The sequence below is a fragment of the Amycolatopsis methanolica 239 genome (assembly GCF_000739085.1).
In the GTDB taxonomy this organism is placed as follows: Bacteria; Actinomycetota; Actinomycetes; order Mycobacteriales; family Pseudonocardiaceae; genus Amycolatopsis_E; species Amycolatopsis_E methanolica.
In genome coordinates, this window is sequence record NZ_CP009110.1 from 6,103,539 (window position 1) to 6,127,757 (window position 24,219).

Annotated in this window: 26 protein-coding genes and 1 tRNA gene; 11 read left to right on the plus strand and 16 right to left on the minus strand. The window is 69.6% G+C overall.

Annotated features, from left to right (window positions below):
• The first annotated feature begins 14 nt into the window (after nt 1-14).
• Nucleotides 15-884: an MIP/aquaporin family protein gene (locus tag AMETH_RS29635; protein ID WP_017984846.1), complete on the plus strand. Its 870-nt coding sequence runs from the start codon at nt 15-17 to the stop codon at nt 882-884.
• On the opposite strand, the gene AMETH_RS29640 is transcribed toward AMETH_RS29635, so the two are convergent.
• On the minus strand, nt 881-2,374 hold the full coding sequence (locus tag AMETH_RS29640) for a GAF domain-containing protein (RefSeq protein ID WP_017984847.1): 1,494 nt from the start codon (nt 2,372-2,374) through the stop codon (nt 881-883). The two genes, AMETH_RS29635 and AMETH_RS29640, sit on opposite strands and share 4 nt — an antisense overlap.
• Before the next feature lie 160 nt (nt 2,375-2,534).
• Between AMETH_RS29640 and exaC the strand changes: the two genes are divergently transcribed.
• From exaC to AMETH_RS29655, 3 genes are read left to right on the plus strand one after another with little or no spacing between them, the layout of a single operon-like run.
• The gene (gene exaC / locus AMETH_RS29645; protein ID WP_017984848.1) at nt 2,535-4,058 is read left to right on the plus strand and encodes an acetaldehyde dehydrogenase ExaC; all 1,524 of its coding nucleotides are present in this window, start codon (nt 2,535-2,537) and stop codon (nt 4,056-4,058) included.
• A gap of 2 nt (nt 4,059-4,060) precedes the next feature.
• Nucleotides 4,061-4,429, plus strand: a complete 369-nt coding sequence (locus tag AMETH_RS29650) for a DUF779 domain-containing protein (RefSeq protein WP_017984849.1) — start codon at nt 4,061-4,063, stop codon at nt 4,427-4,429.
• 11 nt (nt 4,430-4,440) lie between these two features.
• Nucleotides 4,441-6,303, plus strand: coding sequence for a propionyl-CoA synthetase (locus AMETH_RS29655; protein ID WP_017984850.1), 1,863 nt, complete (start codon nt 4,441-4,443; stop codon nt 6,301-6,303).
• Between the two features lie 87 nt (nt 6,304-6,390).
• Here AMETH_RS29655 and AMETH_RS29660 read toward each other — a convergent pair whose 3' ends face one another.
• Nucleotides 6,391-6,675 carry a hypothetical protein gene (locus tag AMETH_RS29660; RefSeq protein ID WP_017984851.1) on the minus strand — a complete coding sequence of 95 codons (285 nt, stop codon included), beginning with the start codon at nt 6,673-6,675 and terminating at the stop codon, nt 6,391-6,393.
• 176 nt (nt 6,676-6,851) lie between these two features.
• Here AMETH_RS29660 and AMETH_RS29665 point away from each other — a divergent pair, with 176 nt between their 5' ends.
• A complete protein-coding gene (locus AMETH_RS29665; protein WP_017984852.1) occupies nt 6,852-7,247 on the plus strand; it encodes a hypothetical protein in 396 nt (131 codons plus the stop codon).
• 12 nt (nt 7,248-7,259) lie between these two features.
• On the opposite strand, the gene AMETH_RS29670 is transcribed toward AMETH_RS29665, so the two are convergent.
• From AMETH_RS29670 to AMETH_RS29680, 3 genes are all read right to left on the minus strand, one after another.
• The gene (locus AMETH_RS29670; protein WP_017984853.1) at nt 7,260-8,000 is read right to left on the minus strand and encodes a lysyl oxidase family protein; all 741 of its coding nucleotides are present in this window, start codon (nt 7,998-8,000) and stop codon (nt 7,260-7,262) included.
• A 258-nt stretch (nt 8,001-8,258) separates the two neighbouring features.
• A complete protein-coding gene (locus tag AMETH_RS29675) occupies nt 8,259-8,498 on the minus strand; it encodes a hypothetical protein (protein WP_223842969.1) in 240 nt (79 codons plus the stop codon).
• A 22-nt stretch (nt 8,499-8,520) separates the two neighbouring features.
• On the minus strand, nt 8,521-8,847 hold the full coding sequence (locus AMETH_RS29680) for a DUF6247 family protein (protein ID WP_017984855.1): 327 nt from the start codon (nt 8,845-8,847) through the stop codon (nt 8,521-8,523).
• A 187-nt stretch (nt 8,848-9,034) separates the two neighbouring features.
• Between AMETH_RS29680 and AMETH_RS37465 the strand changes: the two genes are divergently transcribed.
• Nucleotides 9,035-9,376: a helix-turn-helix domain-containing protein gene (locus tag AMETH_RS37465; RefSeq protein ID WP_081617609.1), complete on the plus strand. Its 342-nt coding sequence runs from the start codon at nt 9,035-9,037 to the stop codon at nt 9,374-9,376.
• Entirely contained in the window at nt 9,360-9,545 is a 186-nt protein-coding gene (locus AMETH_RS37470) for a helix-turn-helix transcriptional regulator (protein ID WP_081617610.1), read from the plus strand. Before AMETH_RS37465 ends, AMETH_RS37470 begins: the two co-directional genes overlap by 17 nt.
• A gap of 234 nt (nt 9,546-9,779) precedes the next feature.
• Here the strand turns inward: AMETH_RS37470 and AMETH_RS29690 are convergent, their stop codons facing one another.
• Nucleotides 9,780-10,127: a hypothetical protein gene (locus AMETH_RS29690; protein WP_017984857.1), complete on the minus strand. Its 348-nt coding sequence runs from the start codon at nt 10,125-10,127 to the stop codon at nt 9,780-9,782.
• 368 nt (nt 10,128-10,495) lie between these two features.
• Between AMETH_RS29690 and AMETH_RS29695 the strand changes: the two genes are divergently transcribed.
• Together AMETH_RS29695 and AMETH_RS29700 are read left to right on the plus strand one after the other, a co-directional pair.
• Nucleotides 10,496-11,197 carry a hypothetical protein gene (locus AMETH_RS29695; RefSeq protein WP_038532508.1) on the plus strand — a complete coding sequence of 234 codons (702 nt, stop codon included), beginning with the start codon at nt 10,496-10,498 and terminating at the stop codon, nt 11,195-11,197.
• A 481-nt stretch (nt 11,198-11,678) separates the two neighbouring features.
• On the plus strand, nt 11,679-12,320 hold the full coding sequence (locus AMETH_RS29700) for a site-specific integrase (RefSeq protein WP_017984859.1): 642 nt from the start codon (nt 11,679-11,681) through the stop codon (nt 12,318-12,320).
• A gap of 80 nt (nt 12,321-12,400) precedes the next feature.
• Here the strand turns inward: AMETH_RS29700 and AMETH_RS29705 are convergent.
• From AMETH_RS29705 to AMETH_RS29715, 3 genes are all read right to left on the minus strand, one after another.
• Nucleotides 12,401-12,474, minus strand: a tRNA-Leu gene (locus AMETH_RS29705).
• Nucleotides 12,475-12,516: 42 nt separating this feature from the next.
• On the minus strand, nt 12,517-13,842 hold the full coding sequence (locus AMETH_RS29710; protein WP_017984860.1) for an NAD(P)/FAD-dependent oxidoreductase: 1,326 nt from the start codon (nt 13,840-13,842) through the stop codon (nt 12,517-12,519).
• Between the two features lie 84 nt (nt 13,843-13,926).
• The gene (locus AMETH_RS29715; protein ID WP_017984861.1) at nt 13,927-14,667 is read right to left on the minus strand and encodes a uracil-DNA glycosylase; all 741 of its coding nucleotides are present in this window, start codon (nt 14,665-14,667) and stop codon (nt 13,927-13,929) included.
• On the opposite strand from AMETH_RS29715, the gene AMETH_RS29720 reads away from it, so the two are divergent.
• Both AMETH_RS29720 and AMETH_RS29725 read left to right on the plus strand, forming a co-directional pair.
• Nucleotides 14,666-16,138 carry a S10 family peptidase gene (locus AMETH_RS29720; RefSeq protein ID WP_017984862.1) on the plus strand — a complete coding sequence of 491 codons (1,473 nt, stop codon included), beginning with the start codon at nt 14,666-14,668 and terminating at the stop codon, nt 16,136-16,138. The genes AMETH_RS29715 and AMETH_RS29720 overlap by 2 nt on opposite strands.
• A gap of 187 nt (nt 16,139-16,325) precedes the next feature.
• Complete coding sequence (locus tag AMETH_RS29725) at nt 16,326-16,679, plus strand: PASTA domain-containing protein (RefSeq protein WP_017984863.1); 354 nt, start codon at nt 16,326-16,328, stop codon at nt 16,677-16,679.
• 252 nt (nt 16,680-16,931) lie between these two features.
• Here the strand turns inward: AMETH_RS29725 and AMETH_RS29730 are convergent, their stop codons facing one another.
• From AMETH_RS29730 to AMETH_RS29760, 7 genes are all read right to left on the minus strand, one after another.
• Nucleotides 16,932-18,653 (minus strand): S8 family serine peptidase, encoded by a 1,722-nt coding sequence (locus AMETH_RS29730; RefSeq protein ID WP_435869783.1) that lies wholly within the window; start codon nt 18,651-18,653, stop codon nt 16,932-16,934.
• 97 nt (nt 18,654-18,750) lie between these two features.
• Nucleotides 18,751-19,704: a Ppx/GppA phosphatase family protein gene (locus AMETH_RS29735; RefSeq protein WP_026153489.1), complete on the minus strand. Its 954-nt coding sequence runs from the start codon at nt 19,702-19,704 to the stop codon at nt 18,751-18,753.
• Between the two features lie 9 nt (nt 19,705-19,713).
• Nucleotides 19,714-20,805 carry a lytic transglycosylase domain-containing protein gene (locus AMETH_RS29740; protein ID WP_017984866.1) on the minus strand — a complete coding sequence of 364 codons (1,092 nt, stop codon included), beginning with the start codon at nt 20,803-20,805 and terminating at the stop codon, nt 19,714-19,716.
• A 431-nt stretch (nt 20,806-21,236) separates the two neighbouring features.
• Nucleotides 21,237-21,743, minus strand: coding sequence for a DUF501 domain-containing protein (locus tag AMETH_RS29745; protein WP_017984867.1), 507 nt, complete (start codon nt 21,741-21,743; stop codon nt 21,237-21,239).
• Nucleotides 21,744-21,770: 27 nt separating this feature from the next.
• A complete protein-coding gene (locus tag AMETH_RS29750) occupies nt 21,771-22,289 on the minus strand; it encodes an FtsB family cell division protein (RefSeq protein ID WP_017984868.1) in 519 nt (172 codons plus the stop codon).
• Nucleotides 22,290-22,322: 33 nt separating this feature from the next.
• Nucleotides 22,323-23,609 (minus strand): phosphopyruvate hydratase, encoded by a 1,287-nt coding sequence (gene eno, locus AMETH_RS29755; RefSeq protein WP_017984869.1) that lies wholly within the window; start codon nt 23,607-23,609, stop codon nt 22,323-22,325.
• A gap of 78 nt (nt 23,610-23,687) precedes the next feature.
• The gene (locus AMETH_RS29760) at nt 23,688-24,140 is read right to left on the minus strand and encodes a VOC family protein (RefSeq protein WP_017984870.1); all 453 of its coding nucleotides are present in this window, start codon (nt 24,138-24,140) and stop codon (nt 23,688-23,690) included.
• Nucleotides 24,141-24,219 lie beyond the last annotated feature (79 nt).

Genomic DNA, 24,219 nt, shown 5'->3' on the forward strand with positions numbered 1-24,219 from the left:
TCAAGGAGGACCCAGTGACCGATGTGGCACCCCTGCGCCGGCCCGCCGGCCTGCACCGGTTGACCGGCGGCCGCGGCGACCTGCTCGCCGAGTTCTTCGGCACGTTCCTGCTCATCGCGCTCGGCGACGGCTGCGTCGCGATGGCCGTCGCGGGCCTGCCCGGGTCCGGGCGCACCGCCGGGGCCACCACAATCTTCCAGGGCGCCGGCGACTGGCTGCTGATCGTGTGGGGCTGGGCCTTCGCCGTGGCCTTCGCGGTCTACGTGGCCGGCGGGGTCAGCGGGGCGCATCTGAACCCCGCCGTCACGCTCGCGATGGCCGTGCGGCGGCGGTTCCCGTGGCGCAAGGTGCCCGGCTACTGCGGCGTGCAGCTGGCCGGCGCGTTCACCGGCGCCGCGCTCGTGTACGCCGTCTACCGCCCAGCGATCAGCGCGTTCGACGCCGCGGCCGGGACGCCGAAGAGCGAGGCGACGTTCTCGATCTTCGCGACCGTCCCGGCGCCGTACTTCGCCAGCTGGTTCGGCCCGCTGCTGGACCAGGTCGTCGGCACGGCGGTGCTGCTCGTGGTGGTGCTCGCCCTGATCGACGCCCGCAACAAGGCGGTCTCCCCGAAGATGGGGCCGCTGCTGATCGGCTTCACGGTTGCCGCGATCGGGCTGTCCTACGGCGCGAACGCCGGCTACGCGATCAACCCGGCGCGCGACTTCGGCCCGCGGCTGTTCGCGTTCTTCGCCGGCTGGAGTGACACCGCGATGGACCCCTACCTGTGGGTGCCGATCGCCGGTCCGCTCGTCGGCGCCGTCGTCGGCGCGCTGCTATACGACTTCTTCATCGGTGACGTGCTACGCGCGCGGCAGGTCGCCGAGGAGAAGTTCGTCGGCTAGTCCTCGCCGAGCAGCCACTCCAGGCGGGCCGACGCCACGGCCCGCCTGGGGTCGTCGGCAGGCAGGCGGCGGGTGAGGTGCTCGAACACCTCGACGTCGTCCCGGCCCGTCTCGCTCTGCGCGAACGTCCACAGCACGTCCGGATCGGGGTGCCCGATCACGGCGGTACGCACGGCCGCGACCAGCTGCTCCCGCTCGGCGCGGATGGCGGGCGCGTCCGACCGGCTCAGCAGTGGCGCCGGGCAGGCCTCCACCGCCGCGGCGACATCACCGCTGTTCAACGCCAGCCGCACGCGCAGGAAATCGGCCTCGACCTCGACTCGCAGCTGGTAGGGCTTGGCTCGCATGACGTCACCGCCGAGCTGACCGCGCAGCCGGTGGATCTCCGCGCGCACGGTCGTCGGGTTGCCGTCGTCGCCGTAGAGCTGCAACGCCAGCTGCTCGGCGGTCAGCCCGGCGGGGTGCAACGCGAGCAGGGCGAGGATCTCCGCGCGCCGTAGGGTGAGCGGCAGGGCGCGGCCGTTCATCACCGCGGCCGGGTTGTCGCCGAGGAAGGATAGTTCGAGCGTCGGCCGCCGGGTGGCCGTGGTCGTCCGGAGCCGCAGCAGGTACCCCTCCGGCAGCGGCTCGACGTGCGCCTCCCGGCCGTCGTCGAGCAGCACGCGGTCGGCGTCCACCGCGACCCGCTTGGGCAGCCGCCCGAGCCGGTCGGCCGCGATCACCCGCCCGGTCGGGGTGAGCAGCGCGCCCGGCTCGCCACGCAGCCGCGCGAGGTGCGGCATGTTCTTCGTCAGCAGCTGGCCGTCCAGCCACTCCATCCGCCGCCGCAGGTGGCTCTCGGCGAGTTGCGCGGTGGCGTTGACCAGGGAAACCGTCGCCGGGTGCAGCGTGTCGAGCAGCCCGCTGACGTCGATCGCGCCGAGCAGGTCGCCGGTGTCCGGGTCGTGGATCGGGGCGGCCGCGCAGGTCCAGCCGTGGTAGGTCTTCACCAGGTGCTCGGCCGAGTAGATCTGCACCGGGGCGTCCACGGCGAGCGCGGTGCCCATCGCGTTGGTGCCGATCGCCCGCTCCGACCAGCCGGTCCCCTCGCACAGCCCGACCGGGTCGGCCTGGCTGCACAGGTTGGCGGGCCCCTCCCGCCACAGGATCGTACCCTCGGCGTCGGTGACGATCATGACGTGCCGCGACTCGTCGGCGATGCTGCCCAGCAGGTCCCGCAGCGTCGGCAGAACGGCGTGCAACGGGTGGGCATCGCGGACGTCGGCGACCTCGTCCGGCGCGTAGACGATCGGCGGACGGAAATCGTCCGGATCGATGTGCGCGGCGAGTGAGCGTTGCCAGGACTCGGAAATCACCGGACGGGGTGAAAACTGCGCGTGAGCACCACTCAGAGTCGCATCGCGAACCTGTTGCAGCACCTCGAACTGCGCCGCCGGGTCCGACGCCAGGTGCAGCGCCGTCGGGGCGTCGGTCACGGTTTCGGCGTCCATTGGGCACTCCGGCGTCGTCGACGGAACGGGCACCGAAAGCATGCCGGGCGCGTGCCGCGTTCGGCAACCGTTGCAACGACGCTGCAACGTCGCCTTCCCTAGCTTGGCGCCCGGTGCGCCGAAGCCGTTCGCACCGAACACCGATCCAGGAGGCAGGCTCATGACGAAGTACGCCGCGCCGGGCGAAACCGGCAGCGTCGTCGCGTTCGAACCGCGGTACGACCACTTCATCGGCGGCGAGTACGTCCCGCCGGCGAAGGGCGAGTACTTCGAGAACCCGACGCCGGTCACCGGCAAGACCTTCACCGAGGTCGCGCGCGGGACGGCCGAGGACGTCGGCCGCGCGGTCGCCGCCGCCACCGGAGCGGCCGCCGCGTGGGGTCGCACCTCCCCCGCCGAGCGCGCCGCCGTGCTGCTCAAGATCGCCGACCTGATGGAAGCCAACCTCGAGAAGCTCGCGGTCGCCGAGTCGTGGGAGAACGGCAAACCGGTCCGCGAGACACTGGCCGCCGACATCCCGCTGGCGATCGACCACTTCCGCTACTTCGCCGGCGCCATCCGCGCGCAGGAGGGCGGCATCTCCCAGGTCGACGCGGACACCATGGCGTACCACTTCCACGAGCCGCTCGGCGTGGTCGCCCAGATCATCCCGTGGAACTTCCCGATCCTGATGGCCACCTGGAAGCTCGCGCCCGCGCTCGCGGCAGGCAACTGCGTGGTACTCAAGCCCGCGGAGCAGACCCCGGCGTCGATCCACGTGCTGCTGAGCCTGATCGCGGACGTCGTCCCGGCCGGCGTCATCAACGTCGTCAACGGCTTCGGTGTCGAGGCGGGCAAGCCGCTGGCCCAGCACAAGGGCATCCGCAAGGTCGCCTTCACCGGTGAGACCACCACCGGCCGCCTGATCATGCAGTACGCCAGCGAGAACATCATCCCGGTCACGTTGGAGCTGGGCGGCAAGAGCCCGAACATCTTCTTCGCCGACGTCGCGGCCGAGCAGGACGCGTTCTACGACAAGGCACAGGAGGGCTTCGCGATGTTCGCCCTCAACCAGGGCGAGGTCTGTACCTGCCCGTCGCGCGCGCTGATCCAGTCGTCCATCTACGACCGGTTCCTCGCCGACGGCGTCGCGCGCGTCGAGAAGATCAAGCAGGGCCACCCGCTGGACACCGACACGATGATCGGCGCGCAGGCCTCGAACGACCAGTTCGAGAAGATCCTGTCCTACATCGACATCGGCAGGCAGGAGGGCGCGCAGGTCCTCACCGGCGGCGGGAAGGCCGACCTCGGCGGCGAGCTGGCCGGCGGCTACTACATCCAGCCGACCGTGTTCGCCGGTGACAACAAGATGCGGATCTTCCAGGAGGAGATCTTCGGCCCGGTCGTGTCGGTGACGAAGTTCGACGACTACGACGACGCCATCAAGATCGCCAACGACACGCTGTACGGGCTGGGCGCGGGTGTCTGGTCGCGCGACGGCAACACCGCGTTCCGCGCCGGCCGCGAGATCCAGGCCGGTCGCGTGTGGACGAACTGCTACCACGCCTACCCGGCGCACGCGGCGTTCGGCGGCTACAAGCAGTCCGGCATCGGGCGCGAGACCCACAAGATGATGCTCGACCACTACCAGCAGACGAAGAACCTGCTGGTTTCGTACTCGCCGAACGCGCAGGGGTTCTTCTGATCATGAGCCGGGTGGATCTCACCGACGCCGCCGCGGACCTGCTGCGGCGGCTGACCGGACAGCACGGTCCGCTGATGTTCCACCAGTCCGGTGGGTGTTGTGACGGCAGCGCGCCGATGTGCTACCCGGCCGGGGAGTTCCGCACCGGCGGATCCGACGTGCATCTCGGCGACCTCACGGTCGCCGGGGTGCCGGCCCCGATCCCGGTGTGGATGTCGGCCGCGCAGTTCGAGTACTGGCGGCACACCCACCTGACGATCGACGTGGTTCCCGGCCGGGGCAGCGGGTTCTCGCTGGAGGCCCCGGAGGGTGTGCGGTTCCTGATCCGGTCGCGATTGCTGACCGACGAAGAGTTGTCTGCTTTGGACTGAGAGGACGGGGCATGGGCGGGTACGCCGGCGTCTACGAGGAAAGTCTGCGTGATCCGGAGGGTTTCTGGCTGTCCGCGGCGTCGGCGATCAGCTGGACGAGGCAGCCGGACCGCGCGCTGGACGCCGAGCACCCGCCCTGGTACCGGTGGTTCCCCGGCGGCAGGCTGAACACCTGCTACAACGCGCTGGACCGGCACGTCGCCGCCGGGCACGGTGACCGCGTCGCGCTGATCTACGACTCACCGGTCACCGGTTCGTCGGCCCGCTACACCTATGCGGAGTTGCTGGACGAGGTCTCGCGGTTCGCCGGTGCGCTGCGCGGGCTGGGCGTCGAGCGCGGCGACCCGGTGGTGCTCTACCTGCCGATGATCCCGCAGGCCGTGATCGCGATGCTGGCGTGCGCGCGGCTGGGCGCGGTGCATTCGGTGGTGTTCGGCGGGTTCGCGCCGAAGGAGCTGGCGGTGCGGATCGCCGACGCGCGGCCGAAGGTGGTGGTGTGCGGTTCGTGCGGCATCGAGCCGACGCGGGTGATCGAGTACAAGCCGATCGTGGACGAGGCGATCGCCATGTCCGGTGAGTCGCCCCAGGTGGTGGTGTTCCAGCGGGATCAGGTGCGGGCTGCGCTACGACCGGGTGAACACGACTGGGCTGCACTGGTGGCGGACGCTTCGCCCGTGTCCTGTGTGGAGGTTGCCGCGACCGACCCGTTGTACGTGCTGTACACGTCCGGCACGACGGGCAAGCCGAAGGGCGTGGTGCGGGACAACGGCGGGCACGCGGTCGCGCTGGCCTGGTCGATGGCGAACATCTACGACATCGGGCCGGGCGACGTGTGGTGGACCGCGTCCGACGTCGGGTGGGTCGTCGGGCATTCCTACATCGTGTACGGACCGCTACTGGCAGGCGCGACGACCGTGCTGTACGAAGGAAAACCGCTCGGCACGCCGGACGCCGGCGCGTTCTGGCGGGTGATCTCGACGTACGGGGTGAAGGCGCTGTTCACCGCGCCGACGGCGGTGCGGGCGATCAAGAAGGTGGACCCGTCGGGTGAGTTGCTGCGGGACATGCCGACGCTGCGGACGCTGTTCCTGGCCGGCGAGCGGCTGGACCCCGAGACGTACCAGTGGGCGACGGCGCGGCTCGGGGTGCCAGTGGTGGACCACTGGTGGCAGACCGAAACGGGCTGGGCGATCGCGGCCAACCCACGCGGGCTGGAGCCGCTGCCGCTGAAGCCGGGCTCGCCGAGCGTGCCGATGCCCGGTTACGACGTGCGAATCCTGGCGGAGTCCGGCGAGGAGCTGCCGCGTGGTGCGGAGGGCGCGGTGTGCGTCCGGCTGCCGCTGCCGCCGGGCACGCTGCTGGGTTTGTGGGAGGACGACTCGCGGTACGTGTCGTCGTACCTATCGCGGTATCCCGGGTACTACCTGACCGGCGACGGTGGTTTTGTCGACCAGGACGGGTACCTGTTCGTGATGGGCCGGACCGACGACGTGATCAACGTGGCGGGCCACCGGTTGTCAACGGGCGCGATGGAGGCCGTGCTGGCGGCGCACCCTGCGGTGGCGGAGTGCGCCGTGGTCGGGGTGGCGGACTCGTTGAAGGGCCAGCTGCCGCGGGGTTTCGTCGTGCTCAAGGCCGGTGCGTCCGCGGAGGGCCTGGCGGAGGAGCTGATCGCCGCGGTGCGCCGGGACATCGGCGCGGTGGCGGCCTTCCGCTCGGTGACCGTCGTGGACGCGCTGCCGAAGACGCGATCGGGCAAGATCCTGCGCAAATCGATGCGCGCAATAGCCGAAGGCCGCGCCGAGGCAGTCCCGTCGACGATCGAGGACCCCGCGGTGCTGGAGAAGCTGCGGGAGGTGCTGTCAGCGGGGTAAGGATTCGCCCGGCGACCGGGTGGCGCCGGGTTCACAATCCCAACGTGGCGGGCTGGCGGCGGGTTTTCCCGCGCCTCTGGACGTCGTCTACGGGATGTTCGTGTGTGGGTTGGGCTGCCGGCGTACGCCCTTGGCGAGGCGCCGCGCGCGGTGGCGGATTCGCTGCGTGGCCCCGGTCCTGGCGACGTGCTCGAGGAGGTCGGCCAGCGCGTCGGCCGGGTAGCCGTCTTCCAGCCAGTCCAGCGCGCGGTCCGGCCAGTACCCGCCACCCGCCTCCAGCGCGAGCCTGAGCAGCCGCTCCCACGGAGGCGGCGCCGGAGCCTTCACCGTAAGCCGTTCGATGTCGGAGTAGCGCTGTTCGAGAATCGGCACCAAGTCTCTCGGCCGCTGCTCCAGCCGGCGGGGTTCCGCTCCGTCGCGGCCGAGAACCCACCGCCCGTCACCGTCGAGGCCGAGCAGCTATCCGTGGTTGCCCACCCGCACCAGTGGCACCCAGCCAGGCCGTTCGTCCACACCGGAAGCCTAACCGCCCGAAAACCACTCCGGGGATGTTCATCGCTCAGCGCATACGACTGCGGACCCACATCGCGAACTCGCCGGATGTCGTCGACCACCGGCTGGTCCCCTACCGCGACCGCGTCGCGCGGCTGCTCGGCTCGGACGGCCGGGCCGCAGGCTGCCTGCTGTTGCTCACGCAGGTCTGGTACGAGGCGAGCGGCCCGTGGTGGCGTCGCAGCTGGTCGGCGGGTGCCGAGAGGCTCGACTGGTTCGCCGAGGTGCTCACCGACGGCGAATGGCTCCACACCGACGGCGGCTGGATGTTCACCGAGGACGCCGTGGCCGAACTGTCCTCCGGCAGCTTCGACTGCTACGGACGGGAATTCGCGATCGCCTGGTTGGCGGGCGACGAGGCGGCCGAGGTCCGCAGGCAGTTCTGCGTCTGAGAACGGAGCCGCTCAGGCCGATGGGCCGTGTGCGAGGACCCGCACCGACGTCCGGCCATTCCGGCTGGTCAGCGAGAGGTCCACCCATGTCGCGTTGTTGGTGCGGTCCGCCTCGGTGAAGTGCCCCTGCGCGTCGGCCGTGGCGATGAGCCGGTAGCGGCCGTCGGGGATGCCGGTGATGTCCACGAACTGGTCCGGCAGCGTCGACGCGTACCGGTCCGCCCACCCGACCGACAGCCCCATCGTCACCGTGAGCGAACCGCGGTCCCCGCAATCGCTTTCCAAGTACACTTTGGACCGCGGTGCGCCGGGCAGGGAGCGCCGGTAGGAGCTCGTGTCGTAGAAGCAGAAACCGGCCTTCGCAGCCACGCTCACCACGCCGCCGTCCAGCCGTACGAGCTGGTAGGTCTCGAGGTCGCGGATGTGCCAGTGGTCGTGCCCGTCGCCGCCGTACACGAGCCCGGCCGGCACGCCCACGTCCGCCCGCGAGCCATCCGCCCGGGCGACCCGCTGCACGACCCGGAACGGCGCATCCACCGACACGCGGGACGCCTCGACCTCGAACGGCCCCCGGCCCACGTTGACGATCGTCGCCGAGAACCGGAGCTGCTGCTGCCCGGTCGGGCTCGTCGTGACCTTCAGGTCAGTGAGCGGCGCCATGCCGAGGTCGGGACGCAACTCCTCCTCGGCGGACGCGACCCCGGGGACGAACAGGACAGCCGCCAGCGCAAGCAGCCCGATCCGGCGGAGCACGGTTACCTCCAACAAGAGTCAGCGGTTGCCGGAGACGCACCCCGCGCTCGGCCACATCGACAGGTCAGTGCCCCCGACGGGGTTCGAACCCGCACTGAATCGATTTCCAGGCGATCTTACGCGACCGCTGCCGATGCCGCGCAACACCCGCTCTTAGCTGGGAAGATAGCTAATGCGAATGGGTGACCGCTCGCGTCGCCTGCCGTCCAGCGACAGTGATTGTGGGGCAAAAGTGGGTCAGATGATCTTGGCCGTCCACTACCCGAACCAGGTCACGTTCAGCACGTCGACGCGATGCTGGTCGTCGAGCACGAGATAGGTGATGAACCCGCGGCCGTCCGCGAAGTCGAGCTGCCGCATCCAACCCTCCGGATCAGCCTCGTTGTATGGCCGGCCGTTCCACGGGGTCAGCTCCAGGACGCCCACCGCATCGGCAAGCAGGGGCAACACCTCGGCAGGAAGAGCACGAATCTGGGCACGGACCTGCAGGTCCGTCACGATGCGATAAGCCACCGGACGGTCAGACGCCCAGCTCCGCCCGTAACTGCTCCCACTCAACCGCACCCTCTGGCGGCTGCCCAGTGCGCCGCGTCCGCTCCGCCTGTTGCAGCATCCTCCGGTGCGCGGCTGGGTCAGCCTGCGTCATCCGCGCGATTCGACGCCAGTTGGTCAGCGTCGACTGCAGCGTCTCCAGGCTCAACGTCTCCGACGCCTCCCGCAGGGCCCGCTGGTAGGCAGCGTCGAAGGCTGGCATCTCTTCGGGCAGCAGTGCAGCCCGGATCTCCCGGGGCGAGTCGAAGCGCCCCCGGCCCGGGGTCGGACCGTCGTGCGAGGCGGCGGCAGTCATATGCACACGATACCGTTCACGACCTCCTCGCATAGCTTCCCTACGAGGAAGCCCGACATGGCCAGAATCGCTGTGCCTTTGGATCGTCCGGCCGCCCCCACCATCGTCTCGCGGCGTGTCACCCACGAACCATGCCGCTGGACGCTACGGTGACGGCGGTCCGAGCAGCGCGGTTCAACACCACTCCATGGACGGCAACGTGAACGAAGATCGACAACGACTGACCTTGGAGCTGCGGCTCACGGATGGAGTTGAAGCGCTCGCGAGGGCGCTCGCCCCGCTGGTCGCCGATTCGATCGTGCGGCAGCTCAGGGACTCGTCGGACCTGTTGTCCGCGCACCCACGCTTGCTCCTGACCGTCGAGCAGGCAGCTGAGCGCCTCGCCCTCGGCCGAACGGGCGTCTACGCGCTGGTCAAATCGGGTGAGCTTGCGTCCGTAACGATCGGCCGAATCCGACGCATCCCAGCCGACGCCCTGGACGATTTCGTGCGAGGCCTCGAAAGCGAAACAGATGAACCGCAGACGTGAACTGCTGACCGTCGCGGAGATCTGCGCCGAGTTGAACGTCAGCCGCCGCACGTTCTACGAGTGGCGAGCGAAACATCGTGCTCCTAAGTGCATCAGGCTCCCCAACTCGGAGCTGCGGATACGCCGCTCCGACCTCGAAGACTGGCTCGGCGATCACGAGACGGATTGACGAGCAACTACTGACCCCGCGGGCAAGCCACCCAACGGAGAACCTGCGATCTAGAGATTTGCGCTGAGCGCTTCTCTACACTTCTCGTCGGGGCCCAATATATGCCATGACCTCGGTGTTTCGCGATCGCGAATGCTCGCCATCGCTTCTCGTTGACGGTCGCTTGTTGTTGATTGGCGAGGGTAAGGTATGGCGACGCCAAGCCCCGTGATCTTGATTTGACACACCTGGCGGCTAGGCTGGCCGTTCGTCCAGGAGCCGCCGTAAGCGCCTAACCTCGGCGAGGAGCCGCGGTACGTCAGTGCGGGCCGCGGCAATGAACTGAGCATTCTCGTCCCAACGCTGATCAGCGACATCGACGTATCGAGGGTGCTGAACAAGCGTGCCGGCCACGACGGTGCCCGGGTCGAATTGAGAACGATCTCCAACGTGCTCGTCGTCCGGGACCGTGCTCACCGCGACGAGATTCATGAACCAGTCGTCATCTAGCAAGTGGACGTACCACGGCCCGGGTGTAGCGGCACTGACCCGCTCTTCGATTGCTGTCAGGTCCCGTTCACTCAGAGCACCAAGGTCGTCCATCGCTCCAGCATGCAGCAGACAGCCCCAACCCGACCCGAGACCCCCTTGACCTTATTCGCCTCTTTCCCGACCAGCGCGCCGCCGAACGAACCACTCCTGACCTGTGCAAATATGCGTCAACGCTTGTGACCTTCTGACATTCTCTGACGATCGCGTGTGGCATGAATGTGGTACGCGTCCGTGCCTGCCGGTCGCGTCCTGCCGCGAAGCCGCACGATGACGAAGTCCTCTAGAACGCCCGCGGACGCGCGCTCCACGTGTGCGTAGGCCTTACTGTCGGCACCCCAAGGTAAGATTGCAGAATGGTTACGAAATCAGGTGATGCCGACAGACCGCCGAGAACTCTATCCCGGGACCTGCTCGCACAGGTGGCGAACTATCGAAGCACCACCGACCAGATCCTCTCCATGCTCCCCGCCCAGCACGTCGCCCTGGGGATCAAGCCCTCCATCGCGGACAGCTCACTAAGCGGTCTCATAGCTCAGGCGGCAGCCCAGACCTCCATGCAAGGCCCACTCAGCTTCATGGCCCAAGCACTGGGCGGCACCTCCTCGGCGAGCCTGATGGCCAAGACCATAGCCGGTACCTCAATGTCAAGCCTGCTTTCCCAGGCGATTGCAGACACAAAGATTGACCTCGGCATCACCGCCAACGGATTCACCGCAACCGGCAGCCTGCTCGCACAGGTGGCGAACTATCGAAGCACCACCGACCAGATCCCTTCTAGGTTCCCGCCGGAATCGCTCACAGTGGCAGAGAGCGCTGAAGTGCTTCGCGCGGCAGGTTCTCTGCTAGGTGCCTCCGTCGCGGACACTGTTGCAAATCAGTCCGATAGCATCGCCTTCGCGGCTGCAGCTGTGCTCGCACGTGCAAGCTCTGCAATCGATGATCGCTTACGGGTGGTTCGTCCACGAACGGCCGCTCGATACGTTGCCATCACCCTTCTTGCCGAGCTAGCAATGGTGATCTACCTCGGCGATCCACAGCTATTCGAGGCACTGGACGGGTTTTTTGGCGTCGTCCTTGGGCCCTTGTCGGCATGGCTGTTCCTAAAGGGCAAGAACAACTAGCCACCGCCTCGTTTCAAGGAGGAGCTTGGTGGTCATCCCGTCGCCTGATGGCGTCTCGATCACGCCGTGTTGGGGCCGCAACCTCCGTGCTCATCCGCCGGCCGAACTTGCCAACCTTGCGGCCCCAACGCGGCGTGATAGCCATCAGATCAGGCGACGGGATGACCACCAAGCGCCCACCCTGCCAGCGCAACCTGGCCTGCACTCCCCTGGTCATCCTGGAGCCTGCCTGCCCGGCGAGGGCATCTTTCAGCGTTGCACTGGCGGCCCCTTCGGGATAGAGCCGCTGGCCTCCTCACGCCCCCGCAGCCCGCGGAGGACCGGCCGCCAGGCCGCATGCCTCCGCTTGGGCTGCGGGCAAAGGCGCTGAGGCCAGCGGCCCCGGAGGGGCCGCCTTGAACAAGTAAGGAAACTCTGAACACGCGTACTCGCCTACCGGCCGGACAGGTCCGAACCAGTAGGCGGAAGCTCGTAGACCGGCGTGAACGTCGCGGAGCACTGCCAGCACGACCGCGCGCCAGCGTTGACGGTGGCCGAACGTCGCGAGTGGCTTGCCCAGCTCGAACAGGACCCGAAGGCCGTTGCGAAGGACCTTCCAGACCTCACCAGGTTCATGCTGGCTACCGGCGTCCGGATCGGTGAGGCCCTGGCCCTTTACTGGGAAGACGTGGACCTCGACGCCGGAACTGTCGCGATCAGGTACAACGTCGTCCGGATCAAGGGCGCTGGCCTCAAGCGCAAGCTCCCAAAGACCGAATCGGGCGTCCGGACGCTGCCTCTCCCGTCGTGGGCGGTAGAGATGCTCCGGAACCGCTTCGCCGTCGCGAAGGCTGAGCACCGCGCCGGGGCTAACCCGGTCTTCCCGGACACGCTCGGCGGCCTCCGGGACCCGTCGAACACCCGGCGGGCGCTACGCGAAGCTCGGGGGAGCGAGGGCTTCGCCTGGGTCACGTCGCACGTCTTCCGGAAGACTGCGGGCACGGTCCTCGATGAGGCCAAGCGCAGCGCTCGCGAGATCGCCGATCAACTCGGACATGCGAAGCCCTCGATGACGCAGGACGTCTACATGGGCCGGGGTACGGTGTCACCGGAGAACGCCGCAGCCCTGGAGGACATCTTGTGAGGGTTCCCGGGAAAGTGGGGCGTAAGTGGGGCTGATGATCTTGACGGTCCTCAGCCCCAACGTCCTGACCTGCGATCCAGTGCCCCCGACGGGGTTCGAACCCGCACTGAATCGATTTTAAGTCGACTGCCTCTGCCGGTTGGGCTACGGGGGCACCGTCAGCCTAGGCGAACGGCGCCCGCAGCCCCACCGCAGGTCAGGACTTCGAAGCCCGCGTGAACTCTTCCTTCGGGTTGTTGATCTGCCCCAGCGACACGACCTCGCGCCGGAACAGGCCGCCCAGCATCCAGTCCAGCAGGATGTGCACCTTGCGGTTGAACGTGGGCATCGCCTTCAGGTGGTAGCCGCGGTGGAAGAGCCAGGCCGGGAAGCCCTTGATCTTCAGGTTCAGCGCGTCCGCGACGCCCTTGTGCAGACCGAGGCCGGCCACCGCGCCGAGGTTCTTGTGGTAGTAGTCCACCGGCTGGCCGCCGCGCAGCGTCTTGATGATGTTCTTCGCCAGGTGCCGCGCCTGCCGGACCGCGTGCTGCGCGTTCGGCGGGCAGGTGGCCGTCGGGTCGCTCTCGGTGCGCGACAGGTCCGGCACCGCGGCGTTGTCGCCCGCGGTCCAGACGTCCGGGTGGCCGACGACCTGCAGCGCGGCGGTCGCCTCGACCCGGCCGCGCTTGTCGATCGGCAGGTCCGAGTTGGCCAGCACCGGGTTGGCCTTAACACCGGCGGTCCAGATGATCGTGTCGCTGTCGAACTCGGTGCCGTCCGAGAGGACCACCCGACCGTTCTCGAACGACTTCGCCGCGGTCGACAGGTAGACCTCGATGCCGCGCTTCTCCAGCTGCTCGACCGTCCACACGCCGAGCGTCTCGCGCACCTCGGGCAGAATCCGGCCCGCGGCCTCGACGAGCACCCAGCGGATGTCCTCGGGCTGGATGTTCTCGTAGTACCGCGTCGCGAACCGGGTCATGTCCTCGAGCTCGGCCAGCGCCTCGATGCCCGCGAACCCGCCGCCGACGACGGTGAAGGTGAGCAGGCGCTTGCGCAGCTCGGGGTCCAGCGTGCTGGCCGCCTCGTCGAGCTTGGTCAGCACGTGGTTGCGCAGGTAGATGGCCTCACCGATGGTCTTGATGCCGATGCCCTCTTCGGCCAGGCCGGGGATCGGCAGCAGCCGCGGCACGGCGCCGAGCGCGACCACGAGCACGTCGTAGTTCAGCTGCTCGATGTGCCCGTCGGCGGCCTCCACCGTGACGGTCTTGCGCTCGTGCTCGATCTTGTTGACCCGCGCGGTGAGCACGTGGCAACGCTTGAGCACGCGCCGCAGCGGCACCACGACGTGGCGCGGTTCGATGGCCCCAGCCGCCGCTTCCGGCAGGAACGGCTGATAGGTCATGTGCGGCTGAGGGTCGACGATCGTCACGGAGGCTTCGTTGGCGCGGAGCTTCTTCTGGAGTCCCAACGCGGTGTAGAGCCCGACGTACCCGCCACCCAGAATGAGGATCCGAGTCGGTTCCGACTTCGCTGCGGCCATAGACACATCTTCCCACCCCCACCGGCTGGGCGCTCGTAGACCCTCCTCACCTGTGACCAGGGTCGCGGACCTGCGCGAAACGATTCAGAGGAGTCCGGCCACAGTGGCCGCACGCCCCAGCACGTCGCGCAGCATGGCCGGGGTGAGGCGTCCGGTGAAAGTGTTCTGTTGTGAGACGTGAAATGACCCAAAAAGGTGAAGATCGGGGGTCCCGGACAGGACGAAGTGAGCGCCATGGCCGAACTTCGGCGCCGGTTTCGGCACCGTCCAGGTCTGCGCCAGCACCGGCAGCAGCGCCTGCCAGCCGAACGCGCCGAGCACGAGCACCGCGCGGAGTGTCGGAAGTAACAGCTCGAACTCCCGCACCAGCCACGGGCGGCAGTTGTCCCGCTCCGCGGGCAGCGGCTTGTTGGCCGGCGGCGCGCACTTGACCGGGGCGGTGATGCGCACACCGCGCAGCTCCAGGCCGTCGCTGATGTGGGTGGACGTCGGCTGCGACGCCAGCCCGATGTCGTAAAGCGCCTGGTAGAGGAAGTCGCCGGAGCGATCGCCGGTGAACATGCGGCCAGTGCGGTTCGCACCGTGCGCGGCCGGGGCGAGCCCGACGATGGCCAGCGACGCGTCCGCGGGCCCGAACCCGGGCACCGGGCGGCCCCAGTACGTCCAGTCGGCGAAGGCGGCCCGCTTGGTCGCGGCGACCTCCTCGCGCCACGCGACGAGACGCGGGCAGCGGCGGCACTCGCTCACCGCCGAGTCCAGTTCGGCCAGTGTGCGGGGTTTCGGTCGGGGCACGTTGTCAGTGTGCTCCGCTAGGTTGGCGACCATGCCGGAAACCCCCGAAGAGGAGACGAAGACCGAGGCCGCGCCCGAGCCGAGCGACGACCTCGTCACCACCCAGCACACGCTCACCGTCAAGCGGCGCAAACTCGCGTACACCGCCCAGACCGGGCGGATCGTGCTGCGCAAGGAAGTGCACACCGACGGCAAGTTCGACGGCCACACCGCCAAGGCCGAGGTGTTCCTCACCTCCTACACGCTCGACGGCGCGGAGCCGGGTTCGCGGCCGGTGACGTTCGCGTTCAACGGCGGCCCCGGCTCGGCCAGCGTGTGGCTGCACATGGGCGTGCTGGGGCCGCGGCGGGTGGTGTCCGGCGACGTCGACTCGCCCGAGCCGCCGCCGTACCGCGTGGTGGACAACCCGGAAACGCTGCTGGCGCACAGCGACCTGGTGTTCATCGACCCGGTGTCCACCGGCTACTCGCGGCCGAAGAAGGGTGAAAGCGCCAAGGACTACCACGGGTTCACCGCGGACGTGGAGTCGGTCGCGGAGATCATCCGGCTGTGGACGTCGCGCAACGGCCGGTGGCTGTCGCCGAAGTACCTGGCCGGCGAGTCGTACGGCACACTGCGCGCGGCGGCGCTGGCCGGGCACCTGCAGGAGCGGCACGGGTTCTACCTGAACGGCCTGATGCTCGTCTCGAGCGTGCTGGACATGGGCACGATCCGGTTCACCGAGGGCAACGACCAGCCGTACCCGCTGTTCGTGCCCACGTACGCGGCGATCGCGCACTACCACGGCAAGCACGGCAAGCGGAAGCTGGCGGACGTGCTGGCCGAGGCGGAGGACTTCGCCGCGCGCGAGCTGCCCTGGGCGCTGTCGCGGGGTTCGCGGCTGACGCCGGAGGAGAAGGCGGCGGCGGTGCGGAAGCTGGCGACGCTGACCGGCCTGGACGAATCCTATGTGGACCGGGTGAACCTGCGGATCGAGCACGTGCGGTTCTTCACCGAGCTGCTGCGGGAGCGCGGGCTGACCACGGGCCGGATGGACGGCCGCTTCACGACGTGGGAGCCGGACGGCGGACGCGAACTGATGAGCGACGACGCCTCGGTGTCGCGGATCATCGGGGCATATTCGGCCGGTTTCAACCACTACGTCCGGTCCGAGCTGGGCTACGAGAACGACCTGCCGTACGAGGTCCTGTCGATGGACGTGGTGCGGAACTGGTCGTACTCGGAGTTCGAGGGCCGCGCGGTGTCCGCGGTGGAGGCGCTGAGCGCGGCGATGCGGGCCAACCCGCACCTGAAGGTGCACGTGGCCCTGGGCTACTACGACGGCGCGACGCCCTACTACGCCGCCGAGCACGTGCTGGCGCACCTGCAGATCCCGGAGAACCTGCGCGGCAACATCGAATCGGCCTACTACCCGGCCGGGCACATGATGTACGTGCACGAGCCGTCGCGGGTGCAGCAGTCCAAGGACCTGGCGGAGTTCGTGCGGTCGAGCAGCAACCGCTGATGGTGCGTGCCGCCCCGCTCAGCGGGCGGGGCGGCAGGCACCGGTAACAGGTCGAGAACGGTGTTCAAACTGCTGAAACGGCCGCGCCTGCCATGACGACATGTCCCGGGTGAACGTTGATCAATCCGGAGGGGCGGGTATGCGGAAGCGCAGCAGGAGGACGTGGGCGACCGCGCCGGGAGCGGTCGTGCTCCTGGCGGTTGTCGGTGCGTGCGGCACCTCGCCGGTCAGCCCGGGCGGGGAGACCGCGAGCCGTTCGGCGGCGCCGGTGAGCGCTCCGGAGTCGGCGGTGCGGACCTCGGCCGGCGCGGCCGAACTGATCACCGTGCCCGACGTGTCCGGGCTGAACCACCAGCAGGCCCAGGACACCATGCAGGCCGCCGGTCTCTACAACCTGCGTGAGGTCGACGGCAAGGGGCTCGGCCGCATGCTCGTCGTCGACAGCAACTGGGTCCAGGTCGCGCAGGACCCGCCCGCCGGCACCAAGGTCACCGCCGGGACGGTGATCACCCTGACGGCGATCAAATACACCGACCGCTGACCAGTGCCGCCGCCGGCAACGCCCGCGGCGGCACGGCGAGACGCCCACCCGAACAAGAAGGGCCGGAGGGGCAGCGCCGATCAAGGCGGCACCCCGGCAGTGCCACGGTGATCACATGCCCGGACACACGAAGGTTCAGTCCCGGCAACACCGGGGCTGGCCCCACCCCACCCCGACACCGCACTGATCACGGCCGGCACGCACGAGAAGGGCCGCCCCCGCGAGTGCGGGTGCGGCCCTTCCCCCACCACCTCAGCCGCGCAGGTAAGCGGCTCCCCGGGTCACCGCGGCGTAGGCGTCCACCGCTCCGTGGCCGTAGAAACCGTTGAACGACGGGCCGCCCTGGCAGGTCGCGGTGTACGAGTCGTCCCGGCCCTCGTCCAGGTAGTCGACCGTCGCGGGCACCGGGCACGCGATCGGCGCCGCCGTGCCTTCGATGATCCGCTGCACCGCGTCCGGGCTCATCGTGATCCCGCCGCGGCTCGCCCGGCCGTACTCGGACACGATCAGCGCCGCCACGCCGGTCGCGTGCGGAGTGGCCATCGACGTGCCCTGCAGGAACTGGTAGTAACCCGCCTGGCCGTCCTTCGTGACCGCCTTCTGCACGCCCGCGGCCGCCCCGTCGGGGGTCACGTTGCCGTCCGCGTCGATCGTGCCCTCGGCGACACCGACATTGCGCGGGTACGCGGACAGGATCATGTTCTCGTTGGTGCGGTACCAGTCCGTGCCGAACCCGTCGCGGAAGTAGCCGCCCGGCGCGGACACCGAGATCTGCTCCAGGCCGTAGTTCGAGTAGTCCGCCTTCGCGCCGGACGGGCCGAACGCGGAGACCCCGATGGTGTGCGGGCCCTCGACCGGCAGCGACAGGCAGGTCGCGTTGTCGATCGTGCGCGGGTGGGCCGACGACGCCGGGTAGTCCGGGCTCGTCGTGTCCGGCTGCGGCGCGCCCAGGTCCGTGTGCTGGTTGCCCAGCGCCGCGACCTCGGTGACGCCCTTGCGGTAGGCGTAGTTCATCGCCCGCGTCATGGCCTCGGTGACCGTGCGCTGTTCCAGCTGCTGCTCGGCCGAGTCCGCCGGGTTCGAGGCGCAGTTGTAGAGCCACGGGTCGACGTAGAAGCTCATGTTGACGACGTCGACGCCCGCGTCGCCGGCATAGGTGATCGCGTCGACGACCGGCTGGAGGAAGAAGAACCCGGAGTCCTGGCCGGCACGCAGGTTCACCAGCGTCACGTTCGGCGCGACCCCGGAGATGCCGAACCCGTCCGCGGCCGCGGCGATCGTGCCCGCGACGTGGGTACCGTGCCCGTTGTCGTCGTGGTCGGCCGGGTCGACGCAGCCGCGGAACTCGCACGGCCCGTCCACGACCGCGCCGGTCGGGTCGGTCGGGATGTCGCGGGTGAAGTTGCGGGACGTCCCGTGGTCGAAGTTGGGGGCGATGTCGGGGTGCGTGCCGTCCACACCGGTGTCGATGATGCCCACCTTGACGCGCTTGTCGCCTGGCTGCACGGTGCGCGACATGTCCGAGCGCACCGACTTGAGGCCCCACAGGTGGTCGTCGAGTGGGTCGGTGCCGGTGGCGCCGGTCGTCGCGCCGCTGCTCTTCGGCGCCTGGCGGCCTTCCTTCTCCACGTCGGACCGCTTGGGCGCGACCTTGCCGGTGGGCGCGTGGCCGATGGCCGTCGCCTTCGCCGCGCCGTAGACGGCGTCGTCGGCCGACACGCGCTGCACGAAGCCGTTGGCCGGGGCGGTGGCCGTGATCAGGCCGACCGCCGTGTTGGTCCGCACCACGGTTCCGCCGGCCGCGCGGATGGCCTGCTCGGCGGCGGCGACGCTCTGTTCGCCGGAGGCCAGCACGGTGAACTCCGTGGACGGTCCGGACAGCGCGGCGGGTTGTGCGCTCGCGCTGGGAAGAACGACGGCCCCGCCGATCAGCGGGACCGCGAGCGCCGCGATGAGCAACCTGGTTCGTCTCAAGGAACTCCTCCTCATCAGGGTGAGGAGGAACCTACCTTCCGGATCGCCCGATCCGGTACGAAAACCCTACCTTCGTCGGGTGTGGGAGCCACGCGGCTCAGGCGAGCGAGAGCGCGATCCCGTCGAGGATGTCGTGCTCGCTGACCACCAGTTCGGCCGGCCCGCCGCGACGGCCGATCTCCTGGGCGAGGATCTGCACGATCAGCCCGCCGCCGCCGATCACGTCAACCCGGCCGGGGTGGATCACCGGGTTCGCGGCGCGCGCCGCGTGGTCGGCCTCCAGCAGGTGACCCGACACGCGGGTGATGTCGGCCGGGGTCAGGCGCGACAGGTGCGTCCGCTCCGAGTCGTACTCGGGCAGGTCCTGGGCCACCGCGGACAGCGTGGTCACCGTGCCTGCGACGCCGATCCAGGTGCGCGCCTTCGACACGTCCACCACGTCGAACGCCTCGGCCAGCACACCGGTGGCGAACTCGCGCGCGGCCACGATCTCGTTGGACGTCGGCGGGTCCGACTTCAGCGCCCGCTCGGTGATCCGCACGCAGCCGATGTCGACCGACTTCGCCGCGGTGACCGAGGCGCGCTTGCCGTCCCACTCGCCGAGCACCAGCTCGGTCGAACCGCCGCCGACGTCAACCACCAGGAACGCCCCGTCGTCCGGGTCCTGCTCGCCGACCGCGCCCATGAACGACAGCCGGGCCTCCTCGTCGCCGGAGATCACCTCGGCCTCGACGCCCAGGACCTCGCGCGTCATCGCGAAGAACTCGTCGCGGTTGCTCGCGTCGCGGGTCGCCGAGGTGGCGACCATGCGGACCTTCTCCACACCCTTGCGCCGGGCGGCGATCGTGTAGTCCTTCAGCGCGGCGCGGGTGCGCTCCAGCGCCTCGGGGGCCAGCCGGCCGGTCGCGTCCACGCCCTGCCCGAGCCGCACGATCCGCATCTCCCGATGCAGGTCACGCAGGTCGAAGGTGCCGTCGTGACGCTCGGTCAGCTCGGCCACCAGCAGACGGATGGAGTTCGTTCCACAGTCGATCGCGGCAACACGGGGCATGCGCCCACCCTACGGGGTCGGCCCGGTCGTCGAACCCGTGGTCGAGCTCTCCGCGCCCGTCTCGGGCGGCGCGCACGGCTGCGGAGTCTCCGACGTGGGCGGCGCCGTGGTGGAGGTCGGCGAGGCCGGCGACGTGGGAGTTTCGCAGGTCGGCGTGGTTTCCGGGGACGGGGTGGTCGTGGTCGTCGTAGTCGTGGTGGTGGTGGTCGTCGTCGTGGTGCTGCCCGTGGTCGTGGTGGTGGTGCCCAGGTCGGTGCGCCCGGACGGCGACGGCAGCGTGCTCGGCGGCGGCGCCGCGAGGATCGCCGGCGGCGCGGTGACCGGCGGCGGGGTCGGGACGGCGGTCGCGGACGGCGCGCCGACCGGCACGTCGCTGTCCGGCAGCAGGGCGACCCCGTTGCGGTAGGCCTCGGCCCAGCGGATCACCGTTTCGACGTAGGTGTCGGAGTTGTTGTAGCGGTAGATGGCGGCGCGCAGCTGCGCCGGGTCGGCGAGGTCCAGACCGCCGGAGCACAGGTAGCGCGCGGTGGCCAGGGTGGCGTCGTAGATGTTGTTCGGGTCGGCGACGCCGTCATGGTTGCCGTCGGCGCCGTAGAAGTTCCAGGTGGTCGGGATGAACTGGGTGGGGCCGATCGCGCGGTCCCACACCGTGTCGCGGTCCCAGCGGCCGCCGTCGCTGTCCGGGATCGCGGCCACCGGGCCGACGCCGTTGAGCTGCGGGCCGAGGATCGGCTCGCGCGTCGTGCCGTTCGCGTCGACGTAGCCGCCGCGCGCGTGGTTGGACTCGATGCGGCCGATACTCGCGATCAGTGCCCAGTCGATGTGGCATTCCGGGCGTTCGAGGGTCATCATGTCGGCCGCGTTGCGGTAGGCCTTGAGGGCGGTGCCCGGGATGCCGAGGGGGCCGGTGGGCAGTTCCTCCAGGGGCACCGGTTCCGGCGGTTTCGGCAGCTCGCCGTTGACGCTGACGCGCAGGATCTCCGGCGGCGCACCCTGGATCGGGCCGATCGCGCGGTTCTGGTCGACCGGGGTGGTGGCCGTCCAGGTCTCGGTGCCGCCGCCGGCCAGGCCGGCCGGGATCACGGCGAGGACACCCCCCATGGCGGCGAGCGTGGTCTTGTGGGCCAGGCCGATTCTTCGCGCCTTGCGGCGGGCAGCCCTCACACGAGTCCGGCGCACATCCTCATCCCCTCCCCGAGCGGCAACACATCCGATGCTGAACCGCGGGATGTGAAGTCCGTGTTACCGATAAGGGGATCGCCGGAACCGGCCAGAAGTGTTAGCCGGAAGTTCCGACGTTGGTAGGGGTTTTTGTGCGACGGGCGCGAGTTTGTTGGCACGAAGTGGCCAATGGTGGGTGCGCGAGTGGGAATGTCATGGGGTTGCGGGACTTTCGCGCGGTTGTCAGGTGCGTGGCTCTTGAGGCGAATTGGCGGATCGCTTGCGTCCGAACGGTCCAATGGTGGTGGGTGTGGTTGAAAGGACCGTTCAACGGAGGCGCGCTCAGCGCCCAGCACCCACTGCCGACGGAGCTACTTCGCGCAGTCGCCGCTGGGCCAGTCCGCCTTGAGCAGCTCCAGCGTTTCGTCGCCGAACGGGTTCACCCCGGGGCCCATCGCGAGGCTGTGCGCGAGGTGCACGTGCAGGCACTTGACCCGCCCGGGCATGCCGCCCGCCGTGACCTGGTGTCCAAGCGGCTCCAGCGCGTCCCGCTGGGCCAGGTACGACTCGTGGGCCCGCTGATACGCCGCGGCGAGCTCGGCGTCCTCCGCGAGCCGCTCGGTCATCTCCTTCATGATCCCGGACGCCTCCAGCCTGCCGACCAGCGACGTCAGCCGCGGGCAGGTCAGGTAGTACAACGTCGGGAACGGGGTGCCGTTCTCCAGCCGCGGGTTGGTCTGCACGACGGACGGGTGCCCGCTCGGGCAGCGCGCGGCCACCGCCCGCAGCGCACGCGCGGGCCGGCCGAGCTGCTCGGAGATGATGATCCGGTCAGCCTCGGTGACCGGTTCGAACGAGGGCAGGTCCGTCTTGCTCACGAAACCATTGTCGCAGCCACCGCGCGGTCAGCCGCCGACGGTGCTCCACAACTGCTGATACCAGGCGGCATCCCCCGAGGCCACCGGATCGGCAGCCTGCCCGGCAGGCGCAACGTCCCCTTCACCAGGAAGCTGCACCATGTAGGGCGTCTCCCCGGGCATGACGTACCGCAGCCGCCGCCGGGCCTCCGCCTCGACCTGCGCCGGGTCGGACACCGCGGCCTTGCGCTGCTCCAGCAGCTGCACGTCGTGCCGCAGCTGCGCCTGCCGCTGCTCCTGTTCGGCCACCTCGGCGCGCTGCGCGAGGTAGGTGCGCAGCGGCACGGCGACCGTGAACGCCAGCGCGCACACCACGATCGCGAGCACCGCGGCCCGCCGCGTCGTGGACATCCCCAGCACCCGCGCCGCGCCGGCGCCGGGCTTGCCCTGGCTGCGGCGCAGGCGCGCCTTCCCGGCGGCCACCCGCCGGGCCAGCTGCGGACGGCGCGCGGGCGCCCCCTCCGCACGGCGGGCCGACGAGCCCTCCGTGCGCCGGGGGCGCCTCACACGCTGGGATCCGCGTTGCGTCATCTACGCCGGTCAGCTCTCCGCCGAGAACCGCGGGAACGCCAGCTCGCCGGCGTACCGGGCGGCGTCGCCGAGGGTCTCCTCGATGCGCAGCAGCTGGTTGTACTTCGCGACGCGCTCGCTGCGGGCCGGGGCACCGGTCTTGATCTGGCCGACCCCGGTCGCGACCGCGAGGTCGGCGATCGTGGTGTCCTCGGTCTCGCCGGAGCGGTGGCTCATCATCGACTTGTAGCCGCTGGAGGTGGCCAGCGCGATCGCGTCGAGCGTCTCCGACAGCGTACCGATCTGGTTCACCTTCACCAGCAGCGCGTTCGCGGCGCCGCGGTTGATGCCGTCCTCGAGACGGTCCGGGTTGGTGACGAACAGGTCGTCGCCGACGAGCTGGACGCGGTCGCCGATCTGCTGGGTCAGCGCGACCCAGCCGTCCCAGTCGTCCTCGGACAGCGGGTCTTCGATCGACACGAGCGGGTAGGCGTCCACCAGCTCCCGGTAGTAGGCGCCCATCTGCTCGGCGGTGCGCTTGCTGCCCTCGAACGTGTAGGAGCCCGCGGAGAAGAACTCGGTGGCGGCGACGTCCAGCGCCAGCGCGATGTCCCGGCCCGGGGCGTACCCGGCCTTCTCGATGGCCGTGGTGATCAGGTCCAGCGCCTCGCGGTTGCTGGACAGGCTCGGGGCGAACCCACCCTCGTCACCCAGACCGGTGGCCAGGCCGCGGCCCTTCAGCACCGACTTGAGCGAGTGGTACACCTCGGTGCCCCAGCGCAGCGCCTCGCGGAAGGACTCCGCGCCGATCGGGGCGATCATGAACTCCTGGATGTCCACGTCGGTGTCGGCATGCGCGCCACCGTTGAGGATGTTCATCATCGGTACCGGCAGCACGTGCGCGTTCGGGCCGCCCAGGTAGCGGAACAGCTCCAGCTCGGCCGACTCGGCGGCGGCCTTCGCGACGGCGAGCGAAACACCCAGCAGCGCGTTCGCGCCCAGCCGCGACTTGTCCGGGGTGCCGTCCAGGTCGACCAGCTTCTGGTCCACGATCCGCTGGTCGACGGCGTCCACACCGGCCAGCTCGGGGCCGATCTCGTCGAGCACCGCGGCGACCGCGCGCTCGACACCCTTGCCGTTGTAGCGCTTGGGGTCACCGTCGCGCAGCTCGACGGCCTCGTGTTCGCCGGTGGACGCGCCCGACGGGACAGCGGCCCGCGCCAGCGTGCCGTCGTCGAGAGCCACCTCCACCTCAACGGTCGGGTTGCCACGCGAATCCAGGATCTCGCGCGCGCCTACCTGCTCAATGACCGCCACAACTGCTCCTCATCGGTTTGTCCAGCGAAGACGCGACCAGCGTAGCCGCCGTCGCCGGTCACCCGGTGGAGGCACGCATCACTCGTCGGCCCTGACCTCCTGCCACCCGGACGGCAGATCGGCGGTGTCCGAGATCTGCTGCCAGAACGTCCAGCTGTTGCCCCCGCAGTCCAGCACCGTGAACACCCGCGCCCCGTACGGCTGGTCCTGCGGCGGCGGCACGTCGCAACCCTCCCCGAGCGCCGCGCAGACGTACTCGTGCTGCGCGTCGGCGTCGGGCACGTACACGACGTTGAGCTGCCCGACCGGGCGGTCGACGCCCTTCGCCTCCCAGTAGTCGGCGCCGACCCCGGCGAGCACGATCTCGGCGTCACCGGCGGCGACCACGGCCTGGAAGACCTGGCCGGACGCGTCCACGTAGCGGACCTTCTCGGTGAAGCCGAAGACGCGCACCAGCCAGTCGAGCGCCTCCGTGGCATCGGTGTAGTACAGGTAGGGCGAGAGTCCGAGATACCGCGGTTCTTCGCTCATGACCGGTTAGTGCATCATGCCGCCCCGAGCCACCCTGATCGCCCCTGCCGAAACGCGCTTTCCGGGGGTAACGTCGATC